Source organism: Flavobacterium sp. CSZ, from assembly GCF_015350725.1.
Lineage (GTDB): Bacteria > Bacteroidota > Bacteroidia > Flavobacteriales > Flavobacteriaceae > Flavobacterium.
In genome coordinates, this window is sequence record NZ_JADKPQ010000005.1 from 65,994 (window position 1) to 78,496 (window position 12,503).

The 12,503-nt window shown below is 34.8% G+C and carries 10 protein-coding genes; 5 read left to right on the forward strand and 5 right to left on the reverse strand.

All coding sequences use genetic code 11. From position 1 onward, the window contains the following. Window positions 1-32: 32 nt before the first annotated feature. The 3 genes from IRZ78_RS07395 to IRZ78_RS07405 all read right to left on the reverse strand — a co-directional run bounded on the left by IRZ78_RS07395 (window position 33) and on the right by IRZ78_RS07405 (window position 2,682). Window positions 33-656, reverse strand: a complete 624-nt coding sequence (locus IRZ78_RS07395) for a bifunctional nuclease family protein (RefSeq protein ID WP_042566126.1) — start codon at window positions 654-656, stop codon at window positions 33-35. 165 nt (window positions 657-821) lie between these two features. Continuing rightward, the gene (locus IRZ78_RS07400; protein ID WP_194615918.1) at window positions 822-1,790 is read right to left on the reverse strand and encodes an electron transfer flavoprotein subunit alpha/FixB family protein; all 969 of its coding nucleotides are present in this window, start codon (window positions 1,788-1,790) and stop codon (window positions 822-824) included. A 145-nt stretch (window positions 1,791-1,935) separates the two neighbouring features. Next, on the reverse strand, window positions 1,936-2,682 hold the full coding sequence (locus tag IRZ78_RS07405) for an electron transfer flavoprotein subunit beta/FixA family protein (RefSeq protein ID WP_194615919.1): 747 nt from the start codon (window positions 2,680-2,682) through the stop codon (window positions 1,936-1,938). Between the two features lie 491 nt (window positions 2,683-3,173). Here IRZ78_RS07405 and IRZ78_RS07410 point away from each other — a divergent pair, with 491 nt between their 5' ends. The 5 genes from IRZ78_RS07410 to IRZ78_RS07430 all read left to right on the forward strand — a co-directional run bounded on the left by IRZ78_RS07410 (window position 3,174) and on the right by IRZ78_RS07430 (window position 10,751). After that, on the forward strand, window positions 3,174-4,151 hold the full coding sequence (locus tag IRZ78_RS07410) for a pyruvate dehydrogenase complex E1 component subunit beta (RefSeq protein ID WP_072954767.1): 978 nt from the start codon (window positions 3,174-3,176) through the stop codon (window positions 4,149-4,151). A gap of 72 nt (window positions 4,152-4,223) precedes the next feature. Next, complete coding sequence (locus tag IRZ78_RS07415; RefSeq protein ID WP_194615920.1) at window positions 4,224-6,725, forward strand: DUF5686 and carboxypeptidase-like regulatory domain-containing protein; 2,502 nt, start codon at window positions 4,224-4,226, stop codon at window positions 6,723-6,725. Between the two features lie 124 nt (window positions 6,726-6,849). Continuing rightward, window positions 6,850-7,449 carry a DNA-3-methyladenine glycosylase gene (locus IRZ78_RS07420; RefSeq protein ID WP_194615921.1) on the forward strand — a complete coding sequence of 200 codons (600 nt, stop codon included), beginning with the start codon at window positions 6,850-6,852 and terminating at the stop codon, window positions 7,447-7,449. A 110-nt stretch (window positions 7,450-7,559) separates the two neighbouring features. Continuing rightward, window positions 7,560-8,090, forward strand: coding sequence for an inorganic diphosphatase (locus IRZ78_RS07425; protein WP_194615922.1), 531 nt, complete (start codon window positions 7,560-7,562; stop codon window positions 8,088-8,090). Window positions 8,091-8,204: 114 nt separating this feature from the next. Beyond that, window positions 8,205-10,751, forward strand: coding sequence for a sodium-translocating pyrophosphatase (locus IRZ78_RS07430; protein WP_194615923.1), 2,547 nt, complete (start codon window positions 8,205-8,207; stop codon window positions 10,749-10,751). A gap of 109 nt (window positions 10,752-10,860) precedes the next feature. Here the strand turns inward: IRZ78_RS07430 and IRZ78_RS07435 are convergent, their stop codons facing one another. Beyond that, window positions 10,861-11,475, reverse strand: coding sequence for a deoxynucleoside kinase (locus tag IRZ78_RS07435; protein WP_041516522.1), 615 nt, complete (start codon window positions 11,473-11,475; stop codon window positions 10,861-10,863). Then, entirely contained in the window at window positions 11,475-12,290 is an 816-nt protein-coding gene (locus IRZ78_RS07440) for a hypothetical protein (RefSeq protein WP_194615924.1), read from the reverse strand. Before IRZ78_RS07440 ends, IRZ78_RS07435 begins: the two co-directional genes overlap by 1 nt. Window positions 12,291-12,503 lie beyond the last annotated feature (213 nt).

The following is a 12,503-nucleotide window of genomic DNA, read 5'->3' on the forward strand; positions in this document are numbered from 1 at the left end:
TAGCCTAAAGCTTACGGCTTACAGCCCTAAAATTATCTTTTTGAGATTTCGTCTCTAATTTTTGCTGCTTTTTCATAATCTTCCTGAGAAACAGCCTGATCTAAAAGCTCATTTAGTTCCTGCAAACTATGTTTTGCGTAAACATCTCCGGATTGATTGCTTTCTTCTTCATGACCAAAAGTTTCCGGATTAGAAAGTACATCATCAATTTCCTGAGAACCCTGATCAGTTTCTGCAGTATTTGATTTTAAATAGATACCAGCCTTGTCCAAAATGTTTTTATAAGTAAAAATCGGAGCATTGAAACGCAGGGCCAATGCAATTGCATCAGAAGTTCTGGCGTCGATAATTTCTTCGATTTTATCTCTTTCACAAATTAAACTTGAATAAAAAACGCCATCGACAAGTTTATGAATGATGACTTGTTTTACAACGATGTCAAATCTTTCAGCGAAGTTTTTGAATAAATCGTGAGTTAACGGACGAGGAGGTTTTATTTCTTTTTCTAAGGCAATAGCGATCGATTGGGCTTCGAAAGCGCCAATAACTATTGGTAATTTTCGTTCGCCATCAACTTCATTCAAAATTAAGGCATAAGCGCCATTTTGAGTTTGACTGTATGAAATTCCTTTTATGGATAATTTTACTAGACTCATATATGTGGGTAAAAAAGGGCAATTATTGCCTCATTTTAAGACTTTTTTTGATTGAAAAATAAAGGTGCAATTTTAATCAAAAAATATGGAACAAAAAAGCCACCTAAAACAAAGATACGATTATCTTGTTTTTAGGCAGCTATATTTTTATAGAGAATTTTTAAATTAAGAATGTTGTGCTTTAAAAGCTTTTAATTTCTCAATTAATTCCGGAACAATTGTAAAGGCATCTCCAACTATACCGTAATCGGCAACTTTAAAGAAAGGAGCCTCAGGATCGTTATTGATAACCAATTTTACTTTTGATGAGTTGATACCCGCAATATGCTGGATTGCACCAGAGATTCCTATTGCAATATATAAGTTAGTTGCAACTGGTTTTCCTGTTTGTCCAACGTGTTCGCTGTGAGGTCTCCATCCTAAATCAGAAACAGGTTTAGAACATGCTGTTGCAGCGCCTAAAACAGCTGCTAAATCTTCAACTAATCCCCAGTTTTCCGGACCTTTTAGTCCACGTCCGCCAGAAACTACGATGTCAGCATCAGCAATAGATACTTTTCCGCTTACTTTTTCTACAGATTCTACTTTTACTCCAAAGTCGTTGTCTCCAATCGATGGGTTAAAATCTTCTTCAGTCGCAGATCCTGCGCTTTCGAAAATTCCGTAAGAGTTTTTAGCTAAGCCAAGAACTTTTATATCTGTGTTGATTTCTGTAATATTGAAAGCTTTGTTTGAGAAAGCATTTCTTTTTACCTGAAAAGGAGAAGTGCTAACCGGTAATCCAACAACATTTGAAGCGAAACCGGCATTTAAAGCCACAGCAACTAATGATGAAAGATAAATACTGTCTGTAGTCGAAGAAAGTAAAACTACTTTTGTTCCTTCTTTTTCAGCAGCCTGTTTGATAACATCGGCGTAAGCTTTAGCTGTAAAACCTGCTAATTTATCGTTGTTTACTTTTAATACTTTATCAACTCCGTATTTAGCTAATTCGCTAACGTCACTCGTGTTTACAGTTAAAGCTGTAACAGTTGTTCCCAGTGATTCTGCTACTTTTTTAGCGTAAGAAGCTAATTCAAAAGCTACTTTTTTAAATTTTCCTTCTGCAGATTCTGCATATATTAATATTGACATAATAATTTTAGATTTTAGATTTTAGATTTCAGATTTTAAAAATTGAAATCTAAAATGATTATTGATTTTAGATTTGAAGTGAATCAAATGTTGAGTTTTAGATTTTGCGTTGCTATCAGCAATCTAAAATCTAAATTCTACAATCTTAAATCACCTTAGCCTCGTTGTGTAATAAATTGATTAACTCATCTAAATTATCAGGAGAAACTAATTTTACTGCTGATTTAGGAGCTGGTTTTTCAAATTTTACCGCTTTTGTATTTACAGGAGCGTCAACCGGCTCAAGAATAGTAAGAGCTTTTGTTCTTGCAGTCATAATTCCTCTCATGTTCGGGATACGAAGATCTTTTTCTTCAACAAGACCTTTTTGTCCACCAATGATTAGAGGTAAAGAAGTGCTTACGGTTTCTTTTCCACCGTCGATTTCACGAACTGCTTTTACATTGTTGCCATCAACAGTGATAGCTGTACAAGAGTTTAAAAAGTTAGAGCCAAGAATTCCTGCAATCATTCCAGGAACCATTCCTCCATTATAATCAAGAGATTCTTTTCCTGCAATTACAAGATCGTAACCTCCGTTTTTGATTACTTCAGCCAATTGTTTTGCAACAAAAAAGCCATCAGTAGGGTTAGCATTTACACGAATAGCTTCATTTGCACCAATTGCTAAAGCTTTACGTAAAGTTGGCTCAGTATCTGGTCCTCCAACATTTACTACCGTTACAGTAGCACCTTGTTGTTCCTGAAACCAAATGGCACGTGTCAAACCAAACTCGTCATTAGGATTAATTACATATTGAACACCATTGGTATCGAATTCTGAGTCACCATTGGAGAAGTTGATTTTTGAAGTAGTATCAGGCACGTGGCTGATGCAAACTAATATTTTCATAAGTATATATTTTATATTTATAATATGCTTCTACAAATTTAGAAATTAAAATCGGAATAAAATACTATGCACGCATAATATTATTTAAAAACTATTACGATTTCGCAGATTCTGAAATTTAGAGGCCGTTTTGCTATGTAGAAAAATAAATAATGCAGTCATTTCGACTGATTCTTAGGAATTTTACAAATGCGGTAATCCGGGCAAGTGTTAAATTTTACACTAATTTATACTACTTTTTTGGTTCTTACGTTCTAGTGAGAGAATTTTATGAAATAAAAATTAAACAAAAAGAGTGGAGTTTGTATGATAAGCACTTTATGAAGAAAATAATAGCAATTATATCGATTTCGTAAATATCACAATAATTTTTAAAAAGTTAAAAGCGTAAGGTATAAGGAAGATCATGTGATTTTAAATCTAATTTATGCTTTTAAGTTATTTAAAATATTTATTTTTGCTCTTCAGAAAATTCAACATACAATATAAATATGAGAACAATACAATTTAGAGAGGCCATTTGCGAAGCGATGAGCGAAGAAATGCGTCACGATGAATCCATATATTTAATGGGCGAAGAAGTTGCAGAATACAACGGAGCATACAAAGCTTCAAAAGGAATGCTTGCTGAGTTTGGCGAAAAAAGAGTAATCGATACTCCAATTGCTGAGCTTGGTTTTACAGGAATTGCAGTAGGATCAGCTATGAATGGTTGTCGTCCTATTGTGGAGTACATGACTTTCAACTTCTGTTTAGTAGGTATTGATCAAATTATAAATAACGCTGCTAAAATGCGTCAAATGACAGGAGGACAATTTAATGTGCCTATCGTTTTTCGTGGACCAACTGCTTCTGCAGGTCAATTAGGAGCTACTCACTCACAAGCTTTAGAAAACTGGTTTGCAAATACTCCAGGTCTTAAAGTTGTTGTGCCTTCTACACCTTATGATGCAAAAGGACTTTTAAAATCTGCAATTCGCGATAACGATCCTGTAATTTTTATGGAGTCTGAGCAAATGTATGGTGACAAAGGTGAAGTGCCGGACGGAGAATACACAATTCCATTAGGAGTTGCAGACATCAAACGTGAAGGAACAGATGTTACTATCGTTTCTTTTGGAAAAATCATCAAAGAAGCTTTTATTGCTGCAGATGAGTTAGCTAAAGAAGGTATTTCTTGTGAGATTATCGATTTAAGAACAGTTCGTCCTATGGACAAAGACGCGATCTTAAAATCGGTTAAAAAAACAAATCGTTTAGTAATTTTAGAAGAAGCCTGGCCATTTGCAAGTATTTCATCTGAAATCACCTATATCGTTCAGGAACAAGCTTTCGATTTCCTTGATGCGCCAATTCAACGTATTACAACTGCAGATACTCCTGCACCTTACTCTCCAGTGTTGTTAAAAGACTGGTTGCCAAATGCAGGTGATGTAGTAAAAGCAGTTAAAAAAGTGTTATACAAATAATACACATATAAAATACTCACAAAACTTCATCATTCATAGTTAATTGATGAAGTTTTTTTTTTGCTCAGATAAATGAAAAAAATAATTTTACTCAGCCTATTTTTTGTATTCGCATTTGCGGCTATTGCTACTGCACAAACTAAAGTGAGTGGAATTGTTTTGGACAAATCGAATCAGCCTGTTCCGTTTGCCAATATTGTTTTTAAAGGATCAAATACAGGAATAGTATCTAATGAAGACGGTCGTTTTTATCTTGAATCGCCAACAACTTATACCGCTTTATTAGTAAGTTCTGCAGGATTTTCAGATAGGGAAGTTCCATTAGAGAAAGCAGTAAACTATGATTTTAAAATAGTTTTAAGCGAAGCTGAGGCATTAAATGAAGTAGTAATTTTTACCGGAAAAACATCTAAAAAAAATAATCCTGCATTAGACATATTGAGAAAAATTTGGGAACGAAAACGTAAAAACGGTTTGTACCAATTCAATCAATATCAAATGCAAAAGTACGAGAAGGTTGAGTTTGATATGAACACAATCGATAGTACTTTTATGAAAAACAAACTCTTTAAGGGAATGGAGTTTGTGTTTAAGCATGTTGACACATCTGATGTTACGGGTAAAACTTATCTTCCAATTTTCATCAACGAATCTGTTTATGATGTTTACGGTGATAATAAATTAAAGAAAGTAAAAGAGAACATTACCGGAAATAAAATGTCAGGTTTCAACGGAAATCAGCAGATTCTTTCCTTTGTAAAAGACCTTTATTCAGATTATAATATTTACGATAATCACCTTAAGTTTTTCGATAAAAGTTTTACTAGTCCGCTTTCAAGAACCGGAATTGACGTTTACAATTATGTCTTAAAAGACAGTGCTTTTATTGATAAAAAATGGTGTTATAATATTGTTTTTTATCCAAGACGTAAAAACGAATTAACCTTCAAAGGAGACTTTTGGGTAAACGATTCAACTTTTGCGATCAAGAAAATTAATATGGGTGTTACCAAAAGTGCCAATATTAACTGGGTAAAAGATATTTATATCGAGCAGGAATTCGAGGTAGAAAACGATTCTGTTTTTCTATTGACCCGCGATTACATGATGTCGGATTTTGCTTTAAACAAAAAAGAAAAATCAAAAGGTGTTTACGGAAAACGAACAACGCTCTATCGTAATCATAAATTTAATATCCAGAAACCGGAGAAGTTTTATAAAGAAGAAGTCAACTATATAGACAATGCTGTTTATGAACGACCGCCTGAATTCTGGGAAGAAAATCGTTTCGAGAAATTAAATAAAGATGAAGCTGGTATTTACAAAATGCTGGATACACTGCAAACCGTCAAGCGATTTAAACAGTTATACAGCCTTGTCTCGATTTTAGGCAGCGGTTACGTCGAATTTAAAAACTTCGATTTCGGACCAATATTCTCCACTTTTGGTTATAATGAAGTCGAAGGTTTAAGGATTAGAGCAGGAGGAAGAACCTATTTTGGACCAAATGATCCTTGGCGTATACAAGCGTATACCGCGTACGGGTTTGATGATAATAAATTCAAATACGGAGTGTCAGGAAAATGGATGCTCGACAAGAAAAAACGAATCATTATTTCCGGAGGAAACAGGCGCGACATCGAGCAAATTGGTGCCAGCTTAACCACAACAAATGATATTTTAGGACGAAGTTTTGCTTCCTCAGCCTTATTTACAACAGGAAGTAACGGAAAACTAACCAATATTAATTTAAGCAACGTTTCAGTCGAAATGGAGCCCTTAAAAAACTTTGTTGTTCAGGCAGGTGTTTCATACAGGACATTAGAATCTGCCTCGCCAACGTTTAGTCTGGATTATTATACAACGTTGCCAACGGCCGCAAATCCTGCAGGAGTTATACAAAGTGCAGTAAAGCAGTTTGAAGCCAATGTTCAGTTTGAATTTATGCCCAATCGTAAAACTATTGGTTTTGGGGTAGAACGTAGCCTTGTAGACAGTCCGTTTAGTCATTTCTTTGTTAACTTTAGTTACGGACTAAAAGGAGTTATGCAAAGTGATTTTGCTTACGAAAAAATACAGTTATTTTACAAACAGCCTATTATAATTGGGCCATTAGGAAGATCAAACATTATTCTTGAAACCGGAAAAACCTTTGGTACAATTCCGTTAGGATTAATGAGTGTAATTCCTGGTAACCAGACTTATTTTACGATCGAAAACACATTCAGTAACTTAAATTTCTACGAATTTATTACCGACCAGTATACTACTCTGCAATGGAATCATGATTTTGGAGGAAGATTATTCGCCAGAATTCCATTTATGAGAAAACTAAACTGGAGAGAATTCGTTGGAGTAAAAGGAGTTTACGGAACAATTTCAGATGCTAACAGAGCAATCAATGCATCGGCGCAACCCTATAATGCACCAGAAAACGTGTATTGGGAGTACAACGCCGGAATCGGAAATATCTTCAAAGTATTTCGTATCGATTTCTCCTGGAGAGGTAGTTACCTGAATACGCCGGATGCTAATAAATTTGCAGTAAAAGGTTCGTTTGGATTCTATTTCTAAATAAAGCGAAAGCTATTTAATAATCTCGCAAAGACGCAGAGACGCAAAGAATTTAAAAACTTAGCGACTTGGCGTCTTTGCGAGATTCTTTTTTATTTAATTTTGAATACACTTAAATCAAGCCATGCAAGAAGCCATCGATTTTCTATCCACAAAAAATTCAATATTTCAGGAGATCATCAACAAATACGGATTACCTCCAATCCCGAAACGCCCGCAAGGTTTCGAAACCTTGGTGTTATTGATTCTCGAGCAACAAGTCTCTATAGATTCGGCGAAAGCCACCTTCTTAAAAATAAAAGCCTACACCACTTGCAACCCCGAAACAATGGCTGTTTTGTCAGATGAAGAGTTTCGAACTTTAGGAGTAAGCCGTCAAAAAACAAAATATATTAAAGTATTGGCAGACGCAGTTTTAAACCAGGAATTAGATATCGAAAGTTTAGCAGCAAAAACCGCAAAAGAAGTTCGGGAAGAACTCATTAAGCTAAAAGGAATAGGAAACTGGACCATCGATATTTACTTGATGTTTTGTCTTCAGGAACCCGATTTAATTCCGTTAGGCGATATTGCAGTTGTCAATACAATCAAAGAATTATTGGATATTCATGATAAAAACGAAATGGAAATTCATGCGCAACAGTGGAGTCCGTACCGATCTTATGCAACATATTTGCTGTGGCATTATTACTTAAATAAGAGAAACAGGAAAATTACATATTAACTGTCTGTTATTTAAAAGAAAAGTAGGCATATTAATGAAGTTTTTTATTGTAAAAAAGGATTGTTTAGTTACTTTTGCAATCGAAATTATAGAAATAATAAAAAACGAAAATGACCGCAGACAAATTAACAACTTTCGATGTATTAATCGAAATACCACGTGGAAGTAGAAATAAATACGAGTACGATTTTGAAATCAAAAGAATGCGTTTCGACAGAATGTTATTCTCTTCGATGATGTACCCGGCTGATTACGGATTTATTCCTGAAACTTTAGCACTTGACGGAGATCCTCTTGATGTATTAGTTTTAATAAACGAGCCAACTTTTCCTGGTTGTGTGATAGAAGTAAAGCCAATTGGAGTTTTCCATATGGCAGATGATAAAGGACCAGACGAAAAAATCATTTGTGTACCGGTTTCAGATCCAATCTGGAATTCACTAAATGACCTTTCAGATATTAACGGTCACTTATTAAAAGAAATCGAGCATTTCTTCCAGGTTTACAAAGACCTTGAAAACAAACAAGTAGATGTAGAAGGTTGGGGAGATGTAAACGAAGCATTTACAATTATTGCGGAGTGTACAAAGCGTTTTGATGATATTGAAAATAAACCAGAGGGATTATTTAGTATTAAATAATTTTTACCCTATTCTATTATAAAAAAAGCAATACTGCCGTCAGGAGTATTGCTTTTTTGTTTAAATTCGTTTTACGTAGTGTATTGAATATTAACCAATAACCATTATAATATTATGAACGAATTTATGATTTACTTGCCAATTGTTATGGCAATTATAGGATTACTCTTCATGGCAATAAAAAGGACTTGGGTCCTAAAACAAGATGCTGGCGATGGCAAGATGAAAGAGATCTCAGATTACATCTACGAAGGCGCATTAGCATTTTTAAAAGCAGAATACCGATTACTGACCTTTTTCGTAATTGCTGCCAGTATAGTTTTAGCCGGAATTTCTTTTATTGTTCCTACTACACATATATTAATAGTAGTGGCGTTTATTTTTGGAGCATTTTTCTCGGCGTTAGCTGGAAATATGGGAATGAAAATAGCCACTAAAACAAATGTTAGAACCACGCAGGCTGCCCGTACAAGTTTGCCACAAGCCTTAAAAGTTTCTTTTGGCGGTGGTACCGTAATGGGACTTGGAGTTGCAGGTCTGGCAGTTTTAGGTCTGACAGGATTTTTTATTGTTTTCTTTCAAATATTTATGAATGGGGTTTGGACTTCATCTGAAGATATGACTAAGGTTTTAGAAACTTTAGCCGGATTCTCTTTAGGTGCTGAATCAATTGCTTTGTTTGCCAGAGTTGGTGGAGGAATCTACACAAAAGCAGCCGATGTTGGGGCCGATTTAGTGGGTAAAGTAGAGGCAGGAATTCCGGAAGATGATCCTCGTAATCCTGCTACAATTGCAGATAACGTGGGAGATAATGTTGGAGACGTTGCAGGTATGGGAGCCGATTTATTTGGCTCGTATGTAGCAACTGTTTTGGCAGCTATGGTTTTAGGAAACTACGTGATCAAAGATATGGGCGGAAACATCCAGGATATCTTTGGCGGAATTGGACCAATTTTATTACCAATGGCGATTGCCGGTTTCGGAATATTATTTTCGATTATCGGAACTACATTAGTAAAGATATCTGATGATAATGCCAAGGAAGCGCAAGTACAAAAAGCATTAAATATAGGAAACTGGGTTTCGATTGTTTTAACCGCAATTGCCTGTTTCTTCTTAGTAAAATATATGTTGCCGGAAACCATGCAAATGAGCTTTTTTGGAGAAGGTTCTAAAGATATCTCATCAATGCGTGTTTTTTATGCCACTTTAGTTGGCTTAGTAGTGGGTGGAGCTATTTCATCAGTTACAGAATATTATACAGGATTAGGTACAAAACCTGTTATGGCAATTGTGCAAAAATCATCTACAGGAGCAGGAACAAACGTTATTGCAGGATTGGCAACGGGAATGATTTCTACTTTTCCAACTGTGATTTTGTTCGCAGCCGCAATCTGGATTTCGTATGCCTTGGCAGGATTTTACGGAGTAGCTTTAGCAGCTTCAGCAATGATGGCTACAACGGCTATGCAATTGGCAATTGATGCTTTCGGGCCAATCTCTGACAATGCTGGAGGAATTGCCGAAATGAGCGAATTGCCAAAAGAAGTTCGTACCAGAACCGATATTTTAGATTCAGTAGGAAATACAACTGCAGCAACCGGAAAAGGATTTGCAATTGCTTCTGCCGCTTTAACATCACTAGCTTTATTTGCAGCTTACGTAACGTTTACAGGAATTGACGGAATCAATATTTTTAAAGCGCCAGTTTTGGCCATGTTATTCGTGGGTGGAATGATTCCGGTAGTATTCTCGGCTTTGGCCATGAACTCTGTTGGAAAAGCAGCTATGGATATGGTGTATGAAGTTCGTCGTCAGTTTAAGGAGATTCCTGGAATTATGGAAGGAACCGGAAAACCGGAATACGGAAAATGTGTTGAGATTTCTACAAAAGCCGCTTTACGCGAAATGATGTTGCCAGGAATACTTACAATTGGTTTCCCTATTGCAATTGTACTTTTAGGAAAATTAGTTTATGCAGATAACAATCAGTTAATTGCTGAAATGTTAGGAGGATATATGGCTGGAGTTACCGTTTCTGGTGTACTTTGGGCGGTTTTTCAAAACAATGCCGGAGGTGCCTGGGACAATGCTAAAAAATCTTTTGAAGCAGGAGTTTTAATCAACGGAGAGATGACCTACAAAGGTTCTGATGCACATAAAGCAGCCGTAACCGGAGATACAGTTGGAGATCCGTTTAAAGATACTTCTGGGCCATCAATGAATATTTTGATCAAGTTAACTTGCCTTATTGGTTTGGTAATTGCGCCTATTTTAGGTGAAGGACATGCTACAGCAGGTTTGGCTGAAAAAGGTTCGTGTTGTGCTAAAACAGAGATGCATGCAGGTATTTCTAAATGTGGTGACATGTCTGGAATGACAAAAGAAGAATGTATTAAAATGTGTAAAGAAAAAGGCTGCACGGCTGAAGAAACAGCAAAATGTTTAGCCCATTTTGATACCACTGGAAAATACCAAAAAACAGATTGTTTTGATACTAGTAAATATGATAAAACGTCAGTTCGTGTTGATTTAAGAAATGACAATGGCAAAACCGTCGGAACTGTAACGAAAACTGCTAATGGTAAAACAACAACCGAAGTTTACGAAGGAACAGAAGAAGAAGTTGAAGCAAAAATTAGTACAGCTACTGCTAAATAAAACAACTTTGTAAAAGTTTTAAACTTTGACAAAGTTTCTTAAAAACAAAAGTGCCTCTAAATATTTTAGAGGCATTTTTTTATTTCGTGTAAATTCGTGCAATTAGTGTTTAAAACAACCCATTCAATTCAGCATCAATTCTATTAATGATGTTTCCTAAATCTTCCGGATTATCTACAAAGTTTATATTATCAACATCAATAATCAATAATTTTCCTTTAGTATACGTTTGTACCCAGGCTTCGTATCTTTCGTTCAAACGGCTTAAATAATCAATAGAAATAGAGTTTTCGTAATCACGTCCGCGTTTGTGAATTTGTCCAACAAGATTAGGAATAGAACTTCTTAGATAAATTAATAAATCAGGAGCTTTTACCAATGATTCCATTAATTCAAAAAGTGAAGTATAGTTTTCGAAATCGCGACTTGTCATTAATCCCATCGAATATAAGTTGGGAGCAAAGATGTAGGCATCTTCATAAATCGTTCTGTCCTGAATGATTTTCTTTCCGCTTTCGCGAATTTGCAATACCTGACGGAAACGGCTGTTGAGGAAATAAATCTGCAAATTAAACGACCAGCGCTCCATTTGATGGTAAAAATCATCTAAATACGGATTATCAACTACATCTTCATAATGAGGTTCCCATTTGAAATGTTTGGCCAATAATTTAGTTAAAGTTGTTTTTCCTGCTCCTATATTTCCTGCTATTGCTATGTGCATTACGGTGTTACGATTTTATAATTTGTTATTTCTTTAGCTGTAAAAATAGATAAAATTTGGTCTTTGTAGCAGAATTTGTCAAACGATTTTTCTAAAATTTCAATTTCAGAAAATGCACTTGAATTTGTACTTGTAATGTCTTTAAAATACAACAAATTAGCTTTGCTAAAAAGATATTGATGATTGTTGATTATTTCGATGGTATCAAAATCCGATACTTTTCCTAAAGCAGTTGTTTTTCCGAAAATATCGCAGGAAAACCAATTGTTTTTTTTATCAATCCAATAAAAGGTATTAAAGTCGGTTTGGTAATATTTTAGGGTTTCTATCAATGGAGTAGAAACTGTTTTGTATTCATTTTTTAAATAGTCGAAAAGACTTATTTGTTGGTTTAATGCATTGTAAATCCATAGCTGATTTTGTGCAGACATTCCGATCGCCGACACAACAATGGGCGTATTGTTGAGAGAAAAATTAATCTCTGTCACTTTATTGAGCTGATTGTCTAATAATACAACGGTGTTAAAATCTTCATAGAATAAAACAATCTTAAGTGGGTTTTGTAAATCGACTTTGGTAATTTTTCCCAACGAAACATTCTTATATTCAAATAACTCTTTGCCTTTGATTTTGCTGAAAATATTATTTTTAATCTGATAAAAATATCCAAAAGAATCGTAACCTGAAAAATCATCAGCATCAGTTGAGAGACGAGAAACAGAGGTTGCTTTTATTTTTTGATTTTGTGAAAAAACAACAGTAAAAGAGCAGGCAATAAAAAGCAGGTTTAAAAAAAAATGTACCGTTTTACTCATGATGTTGGTTTTCTAAACAGCCAAATTACGAAAAACCATCATAGAAATTACGCAATTAATCGACATTTAGTACTTAAATCCTATTAGGATCTAATAGTCTAAGTAATAGTCGGTTTTGTCTATATTTTAATGGTATTGATATATTTAACTTTCTGTATTTTAAAATAAATAATACATTTGAGTATATGTTATATTAGGCTAACTCAATTTTAA

Bases quoted from the DNA above. Each gene is read 5' to 3' on its own strand.
- IRZ78_RS07395 (WP_042566126.1), bottom strand. From the start codon at position 656: ATGAGTCTAGTAAAATTATCCATAAAAGGAATTTCATACAGTCAAACT.
- IRZ78_RS07400 (WP_194615918.1), bottom strand. From the start codon at position 1,790: ATGTCAATATTAATATATGCAGAATCTGCAGAAGGAAAATTTAAAAAA.
- IRZ78_RS07405 (WP_194615919.1), bottom strand. From the start codon at position 2,682: ATGAAAATATTAGTTTGCATCAGCCACGTGCCTGATACTACTTCAAAA.
- IRZ78_RS07410 (WP_072954767.1), top strand. From the start codon at position 3,174: ATGAGAACAATACAATTTAGAGAGGCCATTTGCGAAGCGATGAGCGAA.
- IRZ78_RS07415 (WP_194615920.1), top strand. From the start codon at position 4,224: ATGAAAAAAATAATTTTACTCAGCCTATTTTTTGTATTCGCATTTGCG.
- IRZ78_RS07420 (WP_194615921.1), top strand. From the start codon at position 6,850: ATGCAAGAAGCCATCGATTTTCTATCCACAAAAAATTCAATATTTCAG.
- IRZ78_RS07425 (WP_194615922.1), top strand. From the start codon at position 7,560: ATGACCGCAGACAAATTAACAACTTTCGATGTATTAATCGAAATACCA.
- IRZ78_RS07430 (WP_194615923.1), top strand. From the start codon at position 8,205: ATGAACGAATTTATGATTTACTTGCCAATTGTTATGGCAATTATAGGA.
- IRZ78_RS07435 (WP_041516522.1), bottom strand. From the start codon at position 11,475: ATGCACATAGCAATAGCAGGAAATATAGGAGCAGGAAAAACAACTTTA.
- IRZ78_RS07440 (WP_194615924.1), bottom strand. From the start codon at position 12,290: ATGAGTAAAACGGTACATTTTTTTTTAAACCTGCTTTTTATTGCCTGC.